The organism is Microbacterium sp. SCPM-O-B-15248 (M128) (assembly GCF_058214835.1).
Window position 1 is genome coordinate 74,891 of the sequence record NZ_JBYQLI010000002.1, and the last position, 17,394, is coordinate 92,284.

Sequence of the window (17,394 nt, forward strand, 5' to 3'; positions counted from 1 at the left end):
GTCGCTCCCGGGCGCGTCCCGGTCGCGCGTGGGCGGGGGAGGGGGCCCGGCCCGGGTACCGTAGTGCGCATGTCCGAGCACGATGCCGACCCGCCCGAGGTCGCCCGCGTGGCCGCCGACCTCATCCGTTTCGACACCACGAACTTCGGTGGGGGTCGGTCTCGCGGCGAGCGCGAGGCCGCGGAGTACGTCGGGGCGTACCTCGAAGGAGTGGGGCTGGCGACCGAGTACTACGAGCCGGTCGAGCGCCGCACGAACGTGTGCGCGCGCGTTCCCGGGCGCAACCCCGAGAAGCCCGCGCTCGTCTTGCATGGGCACCTCGACGTGGTGCCCGCCGTCGCCGAGGACTGGAGCGTCGACCCCTTCGCGGGCGAGATCCGCGACGGCATCCTGTGGGGCCGCGGTGCGGTCGACATGAAGGACATGGATGCCATGATCCTCACGGCCGTCGCCGATGTGCTGCGGGCGGGGGAGCAGCCTGAGCGCGACATCGTCGTGACGTTCTTCGCCGACGAGGAGAATGGCGGGGTCGAGGGCTCGGCGCTGGTCATCCGCGATCGCCCCGAGTGGTTCGCCGGGGCGACCGAGGCCATCAGCGAGGTCGGAGGCTACTCGATCACGGTCGACGACCGTCGCGCCTACCTGCTGCAGGTCGGTGAGAAGGCGCTTCTGTGGATCAAGCTCGTCGCCCGCGGTCGCGCTGGTCACGGGAGTGCGCTGCACCCCGACAACGCCGTCACCGCCGTGGCGGAAGCCGTCGCCGCGCTCGGCCGCACCGACTGGCCGATCACGCTCACCGACACGACGACGCAACTGCTCGCGGGCCTGGCCGAGATGACCGGCGCCGACGACCGTGACCCCGACGCCCTCGCGTTGCGCGCGGGGGCGGCATCCGGTTTCCTGCGATCGACGCTGCGCACCACGACCAACCCGACGGGGTTGACCGCCGGCTACAAGCACAACGTCATCCCGGACCGTGCCGAGGCGCTCATCGACGTGCGGGTGCTTCCCGGAACGGAAGAGGCGGCACTCGCCGACATCCGGCGCATCGTCGGGCCCGACATCGAGGTGGAGGTCGTCCACGGCGACATCGGTCTCGAGGTTCCGTTCTCGGGTGACCTCGTGGATGCCATGGTGTCCCAGCTGGGGCGGCACGACCCGGGCGTCCCGGTGATCCCGTACCTCATGGGCGGCGGCACCGACAACAAGGCCCTCGCCGCCCTGGGCATCTCCGGTTACGGGTTCGCGCCGTTGCGACTCCCGTCCGATCTCGACTTCACCGGGATGTTCCACGGTGTCGATGAGCGCGTTCCCGTCGACGCGCTCGAGTTCGGTCGTCGAGTCCTCGCCGACCTCATCCGGACGTACTGAAGGACTCCATGCACATCTTCGAGGTCATCATCCTCGGGCTCGTCCAGGGCCTGACCGAGTTCCTCCCCATCTCCTCCAGCGCTCACTTGCGCATCGTGGGCGAATTCCTGCCGTCACAGACCGACCCGGGTGCGACGTTCACCGCGATCACGCAGATCGGCACGGAACTGGCGGTGCTGATCTACTTCCGCAAGAAGATCGGCCGCGTCATCTCGCGCTGGTTCCGCTCGCTGACCGGCAAGGTGCCGCGCAACGACCCCGACGCCCGCATGGGGTGGCTGATCATCATCGGCACCATCCCCATCGCCGTGCTCGGGTTCCTGCTTCAGAGCCTGATCCGCGACAACTTCCGGAGCCTGTGGATCACGGCGGTCGTGCTGATCGTGTTCGGCATCCTGCTCGGCCTGGCGGACCACTACGGCAAGCGGCGCCGTGACCTCGACGACCTCACCTACCCGCACGGCCTCGCCTACGGGTTCGCTCAGGCGCTGGCCCTCGTGCCGGGCGTTTCACGCTCCGGCGCAACGACCACCCTCGGTCGCGCCCTCGGGTACAACCGCACGGCGGTGGCCGAGTACGCCTTCCTCCTCGCCGTGCCTGCGGTGTTCGCGAGCGGGTTCTACGAGCTGTACAAGAGTTTCGACGAGGGCACGGGCCCGTACACGCTCGGCGAGACGGGCATCGCGACCGTCATCGCCTTCGTCGCCGGGTACCTCGTGATCGCGTTCCTCATGCAGTACCTCAAGAAGGGCAGCTTCCTGCCGTTCGTGATCTACCGCGTGGTGCTGGGCATCGTGGTCATCGTCCTGCTGCTCACGGGTATCGTCCCGGCGGAGTCCGCGATCATCGCCGGCTGAGCCCGCACGAATCACGACGGCGCCGCCCCCTCGGGGACGGCGCCGTCGGGCGTTTCGTTCAGCGGCGGGGCGGGTCGTCCCGTCCGGGCTTGGTGGGCCCGTCGCCGCCGCGGCGCAGGTACCGCTCGAATTCCTGGGCGATTGCGTCGCCGGACGCCTCGGGCGAGTCCCACGTGTCGCGCGTCTGCTCGAGCTGGTGGATGTAGTCGCGCATCTCCTCGTCGTCGGCGGCGGCCGCGTCGATCGACGCCTCCCAGGCGAGAGCCTCCGCGGCGAGCTCGCCGCGCGGAACCTCGATCCCGGTGATCGTCTGGAGCCGGTCGAGCAGAGCGAGCGTGGCCTTGGGCGAGGGAGTGTGCCCCGCGACGTAGTGCGGCACGCTCGCCCAGAGGCTGGCGGTCGGGATGCCGGCACGTTCGGATGCGTCGCCGAGGGCGCTGAGGATTCCCACCGGGCCTTCGTACAGGCTGCGCTCGAGCGAAAGCGACTGACGTATCGCTTCGTTCTCGCTTCCGGCGAACACCGAGATCGGCCGGGTGTGCGGCACGTCGGACATCATCGAGCCGAGCGATACGAAACCGGTGACGTCCTCGCGCAGCGCGACGTCGATGAACTCGGCGGCGAAGGCCTGCCAGGCGCGCGCCGGTTCGACCCCGACCAGCAGCCAGATCTCGGGGTCGTCGGTGCGCTGCGCCGGCCGCAGCAGTGTCGCCTCGGGCCAGGTGAGCGTGCGCCGACCCTCGGCATCCATCCCGATCTGCGGGCGCGTGTACTGGTAGTCGAAGTACAGCTCGGGATCGACCGAGTGCACGACCTCGTACTCGACCCCCGAGCGCAGCATCGACGTGGCGGCCGAGGCCGCCTCTCCGGCGTCGTTCCAGCCGTCGAAAGCGGCGACGATGATCCGGCGACCCAGTGCGTCCACGCAACCTCCTCTGCCCCTGCGGGGCTGGCTTCCAGGATAGGCGCATGCACCCCGGGGAGCGCTCGGGGGCGGTGCCGCCCTCGATACGATGGAACGATGACTTCTCCCGCCCCCGCTCTGGTCCTCTGGGACATGGACGGCACCCTCGTCGACACCGAACCCTTCTGGATGGCCGCCGAGACCCCGCTCGTGGAGCGCTTCGGCGGCACGTGGTCGCATGAACAGGCGCTGGGCATGGTGGGCCTCGCCCTCGAGGACTCGGCGCGGCTTCTGCAGAACGCCGGTGTGCCGTGGGGTGTCGACGAGATCATCGCGTACCTGACCGACGAGGTGCTCCGTCAGCTCGCCGAGACCGGTGTGCCGTTCCGACCGGGGGCGCGGGAACTCCTCGCCGATCTCCGCCGCTCCGGTGCCAAGACCGCCCTCGTGACGATGTCGATGCGCCGCATGGCCCTGGCGATCGCCGACCTCATCGACTTCCCGGCGTTCGACATCGTCGTCGCCGGCGACGACGTCGCGCGCCCGAAGCCCCACCCCGACCCGTACCTCCAGGCGAGCGCCGCGCTGGGGATCGACATCGCCCGTGCCGTGGCCATCGAGGACTCCCCGAACGGTCTGCGCTCGGCGCTCGCCAGCGGTGCCGTCACGCTCGGGGTGCCGCTCATGGTGCCGCTCGACGGACTCGGGGCGCACGCCCTGTGGCCGACGCTGGACGGACGCACCGCGGCCGACCTCGCCGCCCTTCACACCGCCCACGCCCCGGCCCTGACCACGGCCACGAACCCGCAGGAGACCCGATGAGCGAGACCCCGCACCTGAGCGGACCCTTCCGGGTCGGCGACCGCGTGCAGCTGACCGGTCCGAAGGGGCGGATGCACACCATCACGCTCCGCGAGAACGGCGAGCTCCACACCCACAACGGGGTCCTCCAGCACGAACTGCTCGTCGGGCAGCCCGATGGCAGCGTCGTGACCAACAGCTCCGGCCACGACTACCTCGCCCTGCGTCCGTTGCTGCGCGACTTCGTGATGTCGATGCCGCGCGGTGCCGCGATCGTCTATCCGAAGGATGCCGCGCAGATCCTCGCCCAGGCCGACATCTTCCCCGGCGCGACGGTCGTCGAGGCCGGCGTGGGCTCGGGTGCCCTGTCGCTGTGGCTCCTGCGGGCGATCGGTCCGTCCGGCCGGCTCGTGTCGTTCGAGCGCCGTGAGGAGTTCGCCGACGTCGCCCGCGCCAACGTCGAGACGTTCCACGGCGAGCTCCCGTCCACGTGGGAGGTCGTCGTCGGCGACCTCGTCGAGAACCTCCCGGATGCCGTCGCCCCGGCATCCGTCGACCGCATCGTGCTCGACATGCTCGCGCCGTGGGAGTGCATCGACGCCGCCGCGGACGCGCTGACGCCCGGCGGCGTCGTGCTCTGCTACGTGGCGACGGCGACGCAGCTCAGCCGCGTCGCGGAGTACATCCGCGGGACGGGCCTGTTCACCGACCCGGATGCCTCCGAGACCATGGTGCGCGGATGGCACGTCGAGGGTCTCGCCGTCCGCCCCGACCACCGCATGGTCGCTCATACCGGGTTCCTCATCACGGCCCGGCGCCTCGCGCCCGGTGCGGTGCCGCCCGAGGTCAAGCGCCGCGCGTCGAAGTCGAGCTACGGTGACGAGGACGTGGAGCTGTGGACCCCCGGTGCCGTCGGCGACCGTGAGATCACCGACAAGAACCTCCGCAAGCGCGTGCGCGAGGCGCAGAAGGCCGCGGATGGAGTCCGGCAGCGCGGCGGGGAGCACCCGGGGGCGACGGAGACCCCCGACGCGACCGCCTAAACTGATCCGGTGCGCAGACTTCCCGCCCTCGTCGCCGTGACCGCTCTGGCCGGAATCGGCCTCGTCGGATGCTCGGCATCCGCCGGTACCGACGGCTCCGCCTGTGCGGCGCCCACCGCCGACCCGCGCGCGGCCGCGGCCGTGACCGTCTCGGGCGAGGTCGGGACGCCGCCCGAGGTGCAGGTGCGGTCGCCGTTCCTGCCGGACGCTCGTTCGGTGCAGACCGTGGTCACGGGCGACGGTGAGCGCATCACGCAGCCCGACCAGCTCGTGCTCCTCGACCTCACCGTGTACAACGGCGTGACGGGTGAGCGCATCGTGGGGTCGCGCTACGACGGCAACATCAGCAACGCGCAGCCGCTGTCCGGCTGGGATGCCACCTTCCCCGACTTCTCGTCCGCGATCCTGTGCTCCACGCAGGGCTCCCGCGTCGTGGTCTCCCTGCCCTACGACGCCGTCGGCGCGCAGGCGGCCCAGGGCCTGCAGATCCCCGAGGGCGGCTCGGCCGTCGTCGTCGCCGACGTCGAGCGCGTGTACCTCCCCGCGGCCGATGGCGCCGACCAGTTCACGGCGGGCTTCGGTCTTCCGACGGTGGTCCGCGCGCCCAATGGGCAGCCGGGCCTCACGATCCCCGACGGCGACGCGCCGTCGGACGTGTCGGTGCAGACGCTGAAGAAGGGCGACGGACCCGAGTTGACCGCCGATTCGACCGCCCGCGTCCACGTCCTGGGCGTGGCGTGGAACGACCGGAAGCAGTTCGCGTCGACCTGGGGCAAGACCCCGATCACTGCCGCACCCTCACAGCTGCCCGAAGAGCTCGCCGCGGCCCTCGAGGGCCAGACGGTGGGCTCGCAAGTGCTCGTCGTGGTCCCGGCCGACCAGACGGCTGCCGATCAGCAGGCGTTCCGCGCCCCGGCGGACACCGCTCTGGTCTACGTCTTCGACATCATCGGCGTCGACGGCTGAGTCCGGCCCGCGCCTAGGATGGGCGGGTGTCCGCCACCTCGTCCCGACCCGCTCCTGAGGAGCGTCTGGTCAACCTCGTCGTCGCGCTCATGGCGACCGAGCAGGGCCTGACGAAGGACACGATCCTGTCGTCGGTGGCCGGCTATCGCGAGCAATACGAAGCGGGTGCGTCGAAGGATGCGCTCGAGAAGATGTTCGAGCGCGACAAAGAGAACCTGCGCGGTCTCGGCGTGCCCATCGAGACGATCGGCGATCGCGCCGACCCCGAAGACCTGCGCGAGGCGCGGTACCGGGTGCCGACCGCGGAATACTCACTCCCCGAGGACATCTCGTTCAGCCCCGCCGAGGTCGCGCTGTTGAACATCGCCGGCAGCGTGTGGGGGAGCGAGTCGCTCTCGGCGGACGCCCGGAGCGGTCTGCGCAAAATCCGCGCGCTGGGCATCGCGGTCGACGAGCCGATCATCGGCTACGCGCCCCGCATCCGCGCACGGGATGCCGCCTTCCCCGCGCTGCAGCGCGCGATCGAGCAGTGCCGCGTGGTCACGTTCCGCTATCTGCGCCCGGGCGACGCGCGGTCGCGCGAGCGTCGGATCCGCCCGCTGGCGCTGCTGGAGTACGAGGCGCGATGGCACGTGTTCGGTTTCGACCTGACGATGGATGCCGAGCGCACGTTCCTCCTCTCGCGGATCGTCGGAGACGTCACGGTGACGCGCGAGCGTTTCGACGAGGCGCTGCGCGAGGGGGCGGGGGAGCGCGCCCTCGCCGGTCTCGAGTCCGTTGCGGGCCGTCAGCGTGCGCTGCTCGAGGTGCACCCCGGGACCGAGGCGGCGCTGCGGCTCTCACGCCGCGCCGACCCCGCGCCGCAGGGCATCGTCGTGCCCTACGTCGATCTGCACGTCTTCGCCGATGAACTCGCCTCGTACGGACCCGAGGTGCGCGTGGTTGCTCCCGACGACCTGCGCGACGAGGTCATCCGGCGCCTCCGTGCGACCCTCGCGCTGCACGGGGGTGCCGCGTGAGCTCCGATCGATCTCTGCCGGCCCTCGACCGCGCGGCACTGCTGCTGCAGCTCGTGCCGTACATCGTCGGCAAGGGCGAGGTGTCGATCGCCGAAGCCGCGGCCGACTTCGACGTCGCGCCCGACCAGATGCGGGCGATGGTCGAGCGACTGACCGTCATCGGCCTCCCCGGCGAAAGCGGGTACTGGCAGCTGCCGAACGAGCTTTTCGACATCGACTGGGACCTGCTCGACCGCGACGACGTGATCTCGATCACCAACACCGTCGGGCTCGAGCGCTCTCCCCGGCTCACGGCGCGCGAGGCCGCCGCCCTGCTGGCCGGTCTGCAGTTGACCCGCACTCTGCCCGGAGTGGGAGACAGCGCTCTCGTGTCGGGGCTGCTGGCCAAACTCGCGCGGGGCGCGTCGTCGACGCCGCCGGCGGTGATCGTCGCTCCGGGGCCGGTCGACGGAGTCCGCGACGTCGTGGACCGCGCACTGCGTCGACACGTTGCGGTGTCGTTCACCTACCGCGCACCCGGTGCCGGCCCGACGACGCGGACGGTCGACCCGATCAAGGTGCACATCGCCGGCGGGCAGTGGTACCTGCAGGGCTGGTGCCACACTCGCGAGGCCGTCCGGACGTTCCACCTCGAGAGGGTGAGCGACCCCGAGCTCACGGACATCCCCGCGCTCCACGGCGCCGACCCCGTGCCCGAGCTGTTCGCCCCCGCGGACGACGAGGTCGTCGCACGATTCCGTTTCCCGCTGGCCGTGGCTCCGCTGATGTCGGACTATCTCGAGCGCGCCACTATCGAGGCGGAGGGCGATGCGGCGGTGGCATCGATGCGCTTGGCCGACGAGCAGAGCCTGAAGCGTCTCGCCGCCCGACGCGGCGGAGAGGTGGAACTGCTCGAGCCCACGGGCGCCCGGCGCGCGGCCGCCGCGTGGGCGGCCGCGGGTCTGTCGCAGTACGCAGGAGATGTCTCGCCCGTAGGGTGAACGACGGTCGTGCTCCGGCCGTCGCTGGCGGGGTCGGGTTAGACTGAACCCCAACGCCCGAACGAGACGAGGAGTTCTCATGCTAGGCAATCTCAACGGATGGCACCTGCTGATCGTTCTCGCGGTCATTCTGCTGTTGTTCGGCGCCGCGAAGCTCCCTGCGCTCGCGAAGAGCGTGGGCCAGTCGGCTCGCGTCTTCAAGAGCGAGATGAAAGAGATGAAGCGCGACGACGACGGAGCTGTCGCGCCCGAGGCTCCCCGTGCCACCGAGGCGAATGCCGCCCCGTCCGTCACGCCTGAGCGACGCGCCTCGAACGACACCTCTGCATAGCGCGTGACCACGGCAGGACCGCCGCGGATCGAGATGCCGGAAGGACCGCGGCGAGACAAGCGCATGTCGATCGGCGCTCACCTGGTCGAGCTCCGCAAGCGCCTGATGATCGCCGCCGCGGGACTGATCCTGGGCATGGTGGTGGCCTTCATCGTCACCGACCCGGTCATCGACTGGATCACTGAGCCCATCCGCGTCATCACGGCACGTCGCGGGGACGACTTCTCGGCGCTGAACTTCGCCAACGTGACGTCCGCGTTCGATCTGCGCATGCGGATCGCGTTCTCGATCGGTATCTTCCTCTCTGCCCCCGTGTGGCTCTGGCAGATCTGGGCCTTCATCATGCCCGGGCTCACGCGCAAAGAGATCCGGTACACGGTCGGCTTCGTCGCGGCCGCAGTTCCGCTGTTCTTCATCGGGTGCTGGGTCGGCATGCTCATCGTCCCGCACGTCATCGAGCTGATGTGGGGATTCACGCCCGAAGGCGGCGTCAACTTCTACAACGCGTCCGACTACTACGACTTCGTCTTCAAGCTCATGATCGTCATCGGCGTCGCGTTCGTGCTGCCGGTGTTCCTCGTGGCGCTCAACGTCGCCGGCGTCATGAGCGGGCGCGCGATCCTCAAGGGCTGGCGCGTCGCCATCATCATCGCCACGGTGTTCGCGGCCCTCGCGACCCCCGCCGCCGACGTGGTGAGCATGCTCATGCTCGCCGGCATCCTGATCGTCCTGTTCGTCGCCGCGGCCGGCGTATCGATGCTGTTCGACCGACGCAAGGCCCGTCGCGCCGTCGCGGCGGGACTGCCAGGATCGACCGCGTGAGTGGACTGAGCCCAGCCGACCGTTTCGCCCGGGCGTCGGCCCGCGCACAGCATCCCCTGACCGCCGACTTCGCGGAGTCGCAGCGGTTCGAGCTCGACCCGTTCCAGCTCGCCGGCTGTCAGGCCCTCGAGGATGGCCGCAGCGTGCTCGTGGCCGCGCCCACCGGCGCAGGGAAGACCATCGTGGGCGAGTTCGCGATCCACCTCGCGATGCTCGAGCCGGGCGACAAGGCGTTCTACACGACGCCCATCAAGGCGCTGTCGAACCAGAAGTTCCACGAGCTGCAAGAGGTGTACGGCGACGACGAGGTGGGCCTGCTCACCGGCGACACCAACATCAACGCCTCCGCGCGGATCGTCGTGATGACGACCGAAGTGCTGCGCAACATGCTGTACGCCGACTCTCCGGCCCTGCGCGGCTTGCGGTTCGTCGTGATGGACGAAGTGCACTACCTCGCCGACCGCTTCCGCGGTGCCGTGTGGGAAGAGGTCATCATCCACTTGCCGCGATCGGTACGGCTGGTGTCGCTGTCGGCGACCGTGTCCAACGCCGAGGAGTTCGGCGACTGGCTCGACACGGTGCGCGGCGACACCGAGGTGATCGTGTCCGAGACGCGGCCCGTCCCGCTCGAGCAGCACGTGCTCGTACGGGGAGACCTGCTGCCTCTCTTCGACGATCGCGCCGGGGTCGCGACCGCCCAGGTGAACCAGGAGTTGCTGCGCATCCGCGGCGGGCACGCCTCGACCTACGATAACAATCGCCAGGCGCAGCAGTACCGTTCGGCACGCCACGCCGGCGGCCGACGTCAGCCGCGAGGAGGGCAGCGCCCGGTCCGCGCCGCGCAGGCTCCCCGCATCGAGCGCATCGACCGTCCGCAGGTCGTCGACCTGCTGCGGCGCAATCACCTGCTCCCGACGATCTTCTTCATCTTCAGTCGGGCGGGCTGCGACGCCGCCGTGCAGCAACTGCGGCGGTCCGACGTGCGGCTGACCTCGTCCGAGGAGCGCGCCGAGATCCGTCGCGTCGTCGACGAGCTGACGTTCGCGCTCAAGGACGAGGATCTCGCGGTCCTGCGCTTCTGGGAATGGCGCGAGAACCTCGAGCGCGGTCTCGCCGCCCACCATGCCGGGCTGCTCCCGGCCTTCAAAGAGGTCGTCGAAGAGCTCTTCCGCCGCAAGCTCGTCAAGGTCGTCTTCGCCACCGAGACCCTCGCCCTGGGCATCAACATGCCCGCCCGCACCGTCGTGCTCGAGAAGCTCGAGAAGTTCAACGGCGAAGCCCGCGTGGCCATCACCTCGGGCGAGTACACGCAGCTCACCGGGCGCGCCGGTCGGCGCGGGATCGACGTCGAGGGCCACGCCGTCGTGCAGTGGACCGAGGGCCTCGAACCGCAATCGGTCGCGGCGCTGGCCTCGCGCCGCACGTATCCGCTGAACTCGAGCTTCCGGCCCACATACAACATGGCCGTGAACCTCATCGACCGGTTCGGTCGTGCCCGCGCGCGCGAGATCCTGGAGTCCTCGTTCGCGCAGTTCCAGGCCGACCGCTCCGTCGTGGGGCTCGCTCGCCAGGTGAAAGAGGCCGAGGAGTCGCTGGCGGGGTACGACACCGCGATGACGTGCGACCGCGGAGATTTTCGCGAGTACTCCACGATCCGTCGTGAACTCTCGGATCTCGAGAAGATCAATCGCCGCGATGCGACGGCCCCGCGACGCCTGCGCGATGAGCGGCAGCAACAGATCCAGACGCTCCGGCGCCGGATGCAGCGGCATCCCTGCAACTCGTGCCCCGACCGCGAAGCCCACGCCCGGTGGGCCGAGCGCTACTGGAAGCTCAAGCGCTCGACCGACAAGACGCGGCAGCAGATCGACCAGCGCACCGGCACCGTGGCCCGGGTGTTCGACCGCGTCGTGGATGTGCTCGCCGCCCTGGAGTACGTCGAGATCGGCGCCGACGGCTCGACGGAGCTGACCCCTGCGGGGCGGACGATGCGCCGCATCTACGGGGAGCGCGATCTGCTCGTGGCCGAGTCTCTGCGCCAGGGGCTCTGGAAAGACCTCGATGCGCCGTCGCTGGCGGCGCTGGCGTGCTGCCTCGTCTACGAGCCGCGCCGCGACGAAGCCGGGCCGGGGGAGAGGGGTCTGCCCCGCGGGGCCTTCCGCGTGGCGTTGGATGCCACTCAGACGCTGTGGCAAGAGCTCGACGACCTCGAACGCGACCACCGCCTGCCGGGGTCGGAGTCGCCCGCCTCGGGCCTCGCCCCGGCGATGCACGGGTGGGCACGCGGGCTTCCGCTGGACAGCATTCTCACCCTGGCCGATATGGCCGCGGGCGATTTCGTCCGGTGGGCCAAGCAGACGATCGACCTGCTGGACCAGATCTCGCTCGTCGCCGAGCCGAAGCTCGCCACGACGGCCCGCACGGCGCTGGATTCGGTGCGACGCGGCATCGTCGCCTACACCTCGGCCTGATGACGGTGTCGGTCGTCCCGGGAGCGATCGTCGCGCGTTCCGCCGCTTAGGCTGGTCGGGTGCCCCTAGCCGCCCCGCCGCGACCGATCGTCCCCCTGGCGGTCGCCGCTCCGCTGTCGACGGCGGCGGGTCTGCTGCTGGTCACGGCGTTCCCGGCCCTGGCCTGGTGGCCGATGGCCTTTCCGGCGGTGGCGATGGCGCTCGTGGCTCTGGCCGGACGCCGCGTCTGGTCCGCGGTGCTGGTCGGGTTCCTCTTCGGGGCCGCCTTCTTCTCGGTCAATCTGCTGTTCACCGCCCGCTATCTCGGCCCCATCCCGTGGATCGCGCTGTCCGGGCTCGAGGCGCTGCTGACGGCGGTGTTCGCCGTCCCGATCGCGGTGGCCTACCGCTGGCTGCCGCGCCTCGCCCCGGGGCGCGCGGGACGGCTGCTGCTACTGCCCGCCGTGGTCGCAGGGCTGTGGACGCTGCGGGAGCAGATCGTCGGGTCCTGGCCCTACGGCGGGTTCCCGTGGGGGCGCATCGGCGTCTCGCAAGTGAACGGCCCGTTCGCCGAGGCCGCCTCGTGGGTAGGCATGTCGGGGCTGTCGTTCTTGGCCGTCCTGCTGTGCGCGATGGCGATCGAGGGCGTCCGGCTCTCCCGCGTGCGCCGGACCGTCGCGGCCGTCCCGATCGCGATCGTGCTCGTCGCCCTCCTGCTCGTTCCGCAGTTCCCGACGACGGATGCCGGATCGATGCGCGTGGGTGCGGTCCAGGGGAACGGCCCGGCCGGCTACTTCGATCAGCGCAGCCGCAACGCCGTGCTGAACGCGCAGCTCGCGGCATCCGCCCCGCTCTTCGGCGAGAAGATGGACGTCTTGCTCTGGCCCGAGGGTGGCGTGGATTCCGACCCCACCCAGAACCCCGCCACCGCGGACGTGCTCAGCCAGCTCTCCCGCCGCATGGACGCTCCGCTGCTCGTCTCGGCGGTGACCGAGCGAGGGTCGCGCCTGTACAACTCCGCCCTCCTCTGGACGGCCGAGGGTGGGCCGCTGCAGACGTACGACAAGCGCAACCCGGTGCCCTTCGGCGAGTACGTCCCGGACCGCGCGTTCTGGGAGCCGTTCGCTCCGGACCTGATCGGGCTCATCGGACGCGAGTACACACCGGGCACGGCGAGCCCCGTGTTCGACGTGAACGGCGTGGGCGTCGGACTGGCGATCTGCTTCGACGTCATCTACGACGACGTCGTGTGGGACGGCGCCGCGCAGGGCGCCGAGGTGTTCATGTTCCAGACGAACAACGCCGACTTCCGCGGAACGGACGAGAACCTCCAGCAACTCGCGTTCGCCCGTATGCGGGCGATCGAGACCGGCCGCTCGGTGGTCAACCTCTCGACCGTGGGGACGAGCCAGGTCATCGCCCCCGACGGCTCCACGGTCGACGAACTGCCGGTCGACACCGCCGGCCACATGCTCACCGACGTGCCACTGCGCACGGGTCTGACGCCGGCCGTCGTGATCGGTCCGGCGGTGAAGATCGCCGTGGGGTGGGGGAGTATCGCCGCCCTGGCCGCGGCGGGGCTGATCCTCGGCCTCCGGTCGCGCAACGCGAAGAAGACGCCGGCTCCCGAAGGAACCGGCGCCTGAATCCGCGGAACGGCGCTTAAGCGCTGATCTTCTGGTCTCCGCCGCCGCGTCGGGCGCGCAGGAAGGCCAGGCGCTCCTCCAAGAGCTCCTCGAGCTCGGGGATGGAGCGGCGCTCCAGGAGCATGTCCCAGTGCGTGCGGGGCGCCTTGTCGTCGCTGTGATCGACGGTGGCGGTGCCGTCGCCGATGCGCAGCAGCGCCTCGGCGCCGCACGTGCGGCACTCCCAAGCCGGGGGAACCTCGGCGTCGGCGGCGAAGGTCAGCACCGTCTCTCGTCCGCAGGTGCTGCAGGCGTAGGTGTGCTGGGCCCGGTCGTGGAAAACGACCCCGTCTTCGCTCTGAAGGCTCTGTGCGCCGAGTCGGATGCCTCGAAGACTGCGATCTGCCATTGTGTGGTCCTCTCGTCGGTCCCCATGTATAACGGCCCCACCTGTGCGCTTTATTCGAACCGAGCGCCTTGCGGCGAGATTCACAGACGATGCTCAGGTCACCGGCTGTTCAGCGTCCGTTCACGATCGACAGCGCGAGGTCGGCGCGATCGGTGACGAGGCCGTCGACCTCCAGATCGAGGAGCCGCGTCATGTCGCCGGTGTCGTTCACGGTCCACACGTGCACTTCGACGCCGGCCTCGTGCGCGGCGCGCACCAGCCCGCGTGTCACGACGCGGACGGGGCCTTGCCGTTCGGGGATCTGGAGGGCGTCGAGGTCGCGGAGCAGGCGCCGGACCGTGCCGCGGAGTCCGAGGGTGTGAGCGGCGACCAGTCGCGCGACGGTCGCCGAGCCGGGTGAGGTCGCGGGTCGGATCGGGGCTCCGGCCGTCCGGGCCGCGGCCAGGGCGACGCGTCGACGGTCGTCCGAGAAGCTGGTGAGCAGGACGCGCGCGGCGTGGGGGGCGACGAGGCGCCCGACGGGTGCGGCGGCCGCCTCGGCCTTGACGTCGAGGTTCCACCGCACGTCGGGGAAGGACTCGAGGGCTTGCGCGAGTGTCACGAGGCCGCCACGGTCGGCCATGAGATCTTCGAGTTCGGCGAGACGGACGTCGGCGATCTTGCGGGGGTCGCCGGTCACTCGGGACAGGTCGTCGTCGTGGAACAGCACGACGGTCCCGTCGGCGCTGAGGTGGCAGTCCGATTCGACGTAGCCGACGCCGGCGGCATGCGCTTCGGCGACGGCGGCGAAGGAGTTCTCGACGACGCCCAGCGCGGCGGCATCCGGAGTCACCAGGCCTCGATGGGCGAGAACCCGGGGCCCCGCGGGGGCGAGGAACGGGTGGCGTGTGGGCGACGACGAGAGCATCCGGGACCTCCGGGGCCGAACGTAGCACGCGCGCAGAACGCCGACGTGATCGCCGCGGGGCCGCGCGTCCGGGGCCTCGCGGCCCCGGCTGGGTAGGGTAGGCAGGTCGCCCTCGCCCATCGTCGGCGAGCGGCATCCGATCTCGAATCGTCAGGAGTTCCCGTGTCCCAGACCCTCCCGTCCGGCTCCCTGAGCGGCAAGACCGCCCTCGTCACCGGTTCGTCGCGCGGCATCGGCGCCGACACGGTCCGCTACTTCGCCGAGGCCGGCGCGAACGTCGTCATCAACTTCCGCAACAAGGCCCCCCGCGCCGAGAAGCTCGCCGCGCAGCTGCGCGAGCTCGGGGTCGAGGCGCTCGTCGTCGGCGCCGACCTCACCGACCCGGCGTCGGTGCAGGCGATGTTCGACGAGGTCGAGCGCACATTCGGCGGGCTCGACGTCCTCGTGCTCAACGCGTCCGGCGGCATGGAGTCGGGTATGGCCGAGGACTACGCGCTGAAGCTCAACCGCGATGCCCAGGTCAACGTCCTCGAGAGCGCGCTACCGCTGCTGCGCGACGGCTCGCGCGTCGTGTTCGTCACCAGCCACCAGGCCCACTTCATCCGTACCACCCCCACGATGCCGGAGTACGAGCCGGTCGCCCTCTCGAAGCGGGCCGGCGAAGACGCGCTGCGCGAGAAGATCCCCGCTCTCGAGGAGCGCGGTGTCGGATTCACCGTCGTCTCCGGCGACATGATCGAGGGCACCATCACCGCGACGCTGCTCGAGCGCGCGAACCCCGGAGCGATCGCCGCGCGCCGCGAGGACGCCGGGAAGCTCTACAACGTGTCCGAGTTCGCCGCCGAAGTGGCGCGGGCCGCCGTCGACCCGGTTCCCGCCGACAACACTCGCCTCGTGGGAGACACGGACTCGTTCGGAGGGGAGTGATCGTGCGCGCCGTCGACATCGAGACCCTCGTCTCCGTCGGGCGGCCGGCGCTGTCGTCGGACGGAGGGTTCGCCGTGTACGCGACCTCCCGCCCGGACGTCACGGCCGATCGCGCCGTGGGCCAGCTGTGGCGGCTCGACCTGCCCGACGGGGCGCCGCGCCGCCTCACGCGCGGCGTCGCTGATCGTGCTCCCCGCCTCTCGCCGGACGACTCCACGATCGCGTTCCTGCGTCCCGACGGCCGCGGCCGCGCACAGGTGTTCGTCGTCCCCGCCGCGGGCGGCGAGCCGGTGCAGGTCACCGATCAGCCCGGGGGAGTGACCGAGGCGGCGTGGTCTCCCGACGGCACCCGCCTCGCCTTCACCGCTCGCGTCGTCGAGCCCGGCCGCTACGGCACGGTGGAGGGACGGGATGCCGCGGCCGAACCGCCGCGCCGGATCACCGGCATCCGCTGGCACGCCAATGGCCACGGCTATCTCGACCGCCCGGCGCACCTGTTCGTCGTCGATGCCCCCGCCGCCGACGCGGAGCCGTTCTACGAACCGGCCCCGGACGTCGTGACGCCGGAGAAGCGGGTCGTCGCCTCTGCGCCGCAGCAGCTCACCGATGGCGCGACGAGCTGGTCGGGCGTGACGTGGAGCGCCGACGGCCGCGCACTGCTGAGCCTCCCCAACGACATCGAGGATCGTGCCCGCGATCTGCGTTCGCGCGTGGTCGAGGTCGGCGTCGAGGGGGGAGAGGCGCGCGAGCTGCTCTCGACCGACGCGAACCTCTCGATCGACGAGGTCGCCGTCGCCCCCGACGGCACGGTGTTCCTGCGCGGCAACGACGTCGGTGCCTCCGGTGTCGATTTCGTCGCCCCGGGGACGGGCCTGTGGATGCTGACCGAGACCGGCCCGCGTCCGCTCACCGACCCCGAGACGATCGACCTCGGCGAGGTCGGCTCGCACGTGTCCTTCGCGGGCGACGACGTCCTCGTCCAGAACCGCACGCGGGGCCGCCTACGGCTGCTGCGCATCACACGCGGGGGAGAGGTGAGCGAGGTGCTCGGGGGCGACGTCGAGGTCGCCGGTCACGCGGTCGCGGGCGCGCGGGTCGTGGCATCCGTGGCGTCGCCGACGTCGTTCGGTGAGCTCGTGCTCGTCGACGGCTCCGCGCCGGCGCGGGTCCTCACCGATCACGGCGCGGCCGTGCGCGAGCGCGGTGTCGTGATCCCCGAGGAGCACGAGGTCGCCGGACGCGACGGATACCCCGTGCACGGGTGGGTCGCCGTCCCCGAGGGTGAGGGACCGTTCCCGGTCATCCTGCAGATCCACGGCGGCCCGTACGCGTCGTACGGCATCCACCTGTTCGACGAGACGCAGGTGCTCGTCGATGCGGGTTATGCCGTGGTCTACAGCAACCCCCGCGGCAGCGCCGGGTACGGTCGCGCGCACGGGCGCTCGATCCGCCAGGCCATGGGGACGCTCGACTACTTCGACGTCATGGACTTCTTCGACGGCGTCGTGGACGCCGACCCGCGCCTGGATGCCGACCGCGTCGGTGTCATGGGCGGCTCGTACGGCGGCTACATGACCGCGTGGATCATCGCGCACGACCACCGGTTCGCGGGCGCCATCGTGGAGCGCGGGTTCCTCGACCCGACGGCGTTCCCCGGGTCGAGCGACATCGGCTCGTTCTTCGGGCAGGAGTACGTCGGCACCGATCCGGCGCTCATGGCCGCGCAGAGCCCGATGGCGGTGGTCGGTCGGGTGCGCACGCCGACCCTCGTGCTGCACTCCGAGCTGGACTTCCGCTGCCCGCTCGAGCAGGCCACCCGGTACTACGCGGGGCTGAAGCAGGCCGGTGTCGAGGCCGAGATGCTCGTCTTCCCCGGTGAGGACCACGAGCTCACCCGCGCGGGCCGCCCGCGGCACCGCGTCCAGCGGTTCGACGCCGTGCTCGACTGGTGGGAGCGGCACCTCCCGACCGCCTGACCCAGA

At 70.8% G+C, this 17,394-nt stretch carries 16 protein-coding genes; 13 read left to right on the forward strand and 3 right to left on the reverse strand.

All coding sequences use genetic code 11. From position 1 onward, the window contains the following. Nucleotides 1-69: 69 nt before the first annotated feature. Together AC3E6M_RS03020 and AC3E6M_RS03025 are read left to right on the forward strand one after the other, a co-directional pair. Nucleotides 70-1,371, forward strand: coding sequence for a M20/M25/M40 family metallo-hydrolase (locus tag AC3E6M_RS03020; RefSeq protein WP_490528999.1), 1,302 nt, complete (start codon nt 70-72; stop codon nt 1,369-1,371). A gap of 8 nt (nt 1,372-1,379) precedes the next feature. Continuing rightward, complete coding sequence (locus tag AC3E6M_RS03025; RefSeq protein ID WP_490529000.1) at nt 1,380-2,228, forward strand: undecaprenyl-diphosphate phosphatase; 849 nt, start codon at nt 1,380-1,382, stop codon at nt 2,226-2,228. Between the two features lie 58 nt (nt 2,229-2,286). Here the strand turns inward: AC3E6M_RS03025 and AC3E6M_RS03030 are convergent, their stop codons facing one another. Then, complete coding sequence (locus tag AC3E6M_RS03030; protein ID WP_138175203.1) at nt 2,287-3,153, reverse strand: PAC2 family protein; 867 nt, start codon at nt 3,151-3,153, stop codon at nt 2,287-2,289. A gap of 96 nt (nt 3,154-3,249) precedes the next feature. Between AC3E6M_RS03030 and AC3E6M_RS03035 the strand changes: the two genes are divergently transcribed. From AC3E6M_RS03035 to lnt, 9 genes are all read left to right on the forward strand, one after another. Further along, nucleotides 3,250-3,954, forward strand: coding sequence for an HAD family hydrolase (locus AC3E6M_RS03035; protein WP_138175205.1), 705 nt, complete (start codon nt 3,250-3,252; stop codon nt 3,952-3,954). After that, nucleotides 3,951-4,976, forward strand: a complete 1,026-nt coding sequence (locus AC3E6M_RS03040) for a tRNA (adenine-N1)-methyltransferase (protein WP_490529001.1) — start codon at nt 3,951-3,953, stop codon at nt 4,974-4,976. Before AC3E6M_RS03035 ends, AC3E6M_RS03040 begins: the two co-directional genes overlap by 4 nt. A gap of 9 nt (nt 4,977-4,985) precedes the next feature. Further along, the gene (locus tag AC3E6M_RS03045; RefSeq protein ID WP_490529002.1) at nt 4,986-5,942 is read left to right on the forward strand and encodes an FKBP-type peptidyl-prolyl cis-trans isomerase; all 957 of its coding nucleotides are present in this window, start codon (nt 4,986-4,988) and stop codon (nt 5,940-5,942) included. Nucleotides 5,943-5,968: 26 nt separating this feature from the next. Beyond that, on the forward strand, nt 5,969-6,961 hold the full coding sequence (locus AC3E6M_RS03050; RefSeq protein ID WP_490529003.1) for a helix-turn-helix transcriptional regulator: 993 nt from the start codon (nt 5,969-5,971) through the stop codon (nt 6,959-6,961). Continuing rightward, a complete protein-coding gene (locus tag AC3E6M_RS03055; protein WP_138175213.1) occupies nt 6,958-7,941 on the forward strand; it encodes a helix-turn-helix transcriptional regulator in 984 nt (327 codons plus the stop codon). Before AC3E6M_RS03050 ends, AC3E6M_RS03055 begins: the two co-directional genes overlap by 4 nt. A 79-nt stretch (nt 7,942-8,020) precedes the next feature. Then, on the forward strand, nt 8,021-8,272 hold the full coding sequence (gene tatA / locus AC3E6M_RS03060; RefSeq protein WP_138175215.1) for a Sec-independent protein translocase subunit TatA: 252 nt from the start codon (nt 8,021-8,023) through the stop codon (nt 8,270-8,272). Nucleotides 8,273-8,335: 63 nt separating this feature from the next. Further along, nucleotides 8,336-9,094: a twin-arginine translocase subunit TatC gene (gene tatC / locus AC3E6M_RS03065; RefSeq protein WP_138175252.1), complete on the forward strand. Its 759-nt coding sequence runs from the start codon at nt 8,336-8,338 to the stop codon at nt 9,092-9,094. Then, a complete protein-coding gene (locus AC3E6M_RS03070; protein WP_490529004.1) occupies nt 9,091-11,565 on the forward strand; it encodes a DEAD/DEAH box helicase in 2,475 nt (824 codons plus the stop codon). Before tatC ends, AC3E6M_RS03070 begins: the two co-directional genes overlap by 4 nt. A gap of 59 nt (nt 11,566-11,624) precedes the next feature. Beyond that, a complete protein-coding gene (lnt, locus tag AC3E6M_RS03075; protein WP_490529005.1) occupies nt 11,625-13,190 on the forward strand; it encodes an apolipoprotein N-acyltransferase in 1,566 nt (521 codons plus the stop codon). 16 nt (nt 13,191-13,206) lie between these two features. On the opposite strand, the gene AC3E6M_RS03080 is transcribed toward lnt, so the two are convergent. After that, nucleotides 13,207-13,578 (reverse strand): RNA polymerase-binding protein RbpA, encoded by a 372-nt coding sequence (locus tag AC3E6M_RS03080; RefSeq protein ID WP_138175219.1) that lies wholly within the window; start codon nt 13,576-13,578, stop codon nt 13,207-13,209. A 109-nt stretch (nt 13,579-13,687) separates the two neighbouring features. Continuing rightward, the gene (locus AC3E6M_RS03085) at nt 13,688-14,485 is read right to left on the reverse strand and encodes a glycerophosphodiester phosphodiesterase family protein (RefSeq protein WP_138175221.1); all 798 of its coding nucleotides are present in this window, start codon (nt 14,483-14,485) and stop codon (nt 13,688-13,690) included. A 162-nt stretch (nt 14,486-14,647) separates the two neighbouring features. On the opposite strand from AC3E6M_RS03085, the gene AC3E6M_RS03090 reads away from it, so the two are divergent. Together AC3E6M_RS03090 and AC3E6M_RS03095 are read left to right on the forward strand one after the other, a co-directional pair. Beyond that, nucleotides 14,648-15,412 (forward strand): SDR family oxidoreductase, encoded by a 765-nt coding sequence (locus AC3E6M_RS03090; protein ID WP_138175223.1) that lies wholly within the window; start codon nt 14,648-14,650, stop codon nt 15,410-15,412. Between the two features lie 2 nt (nt 15,413-15,414). Further along, complete coding sequence (locus AC3E6M_RS03095) at nt 15,415-17,388, forward strand: S9 family peptidase (RefSeq protein ID WP_490529006.1); 1,974 nt, start codon at nt 15,415-15,417, stop codon at nt 17,386-17,388. The last annotated feature ends 6 nt before the right edge of the window (nt 17,389-17,394 follow it).

Coding starts and splice junctions, on each gene's coding strand:
- AC3E6M_RS03020 (WP_490528999.1), top strand. CDS start 70: ATGTCCGAGCACGATGCCGACCCGCCCGAGGTCGCCCGCGTGGCCGCC.
- AC3E6M_RS03025 (WP_490529000.1), top strand. CDS start 1,380: ATGCACATCTTCGAGGTCATCATCCTCGGGCTCGTCCAGGGCCTGACC.
- AC3E6M_RS03035 (WP_138175205.1), top strand. CDS start 3,250: ATGACTTCTCCCGCCCCCGCTCTGGTCCTCTGGGACATGGACGGCACC.
- AC3E6M_RS03040 (WP_490529001.1), top strand. CDS start 3,951: ATGAGCGAGACCCCGCACCTGAGCGGACCCTTCCGGGTCGGCGACCGC.
- tatA (WP_138175215.1), top strand. CDS start 8,021: ATGCTAGGCAATCTCAACGGATGGCACCTGCTGATCGTTCTCGCGGTC.
- tatC (WP_138175252.1), top strand. CDS start 8,336: ATGTCGATCGGCGCTCACCTGGTCGAGCTCCGCAAGCGCCTGATGATC.
- AC3E6M_RS03080 (WP_138175219.1), bottom strand. CDS start 13,578: ATGGCAGATCGCAGTCTTCGAGGCATCCGACTCGGCGCACAGAGCCTT.
- AC3E6M_RS03085 (WP_138175221.1), bottom strand. CDS start 14,485: ATGCTCTCGTCGTCGCCCACACGCCACCCGTTCCTCGCCCCCGCGGGG.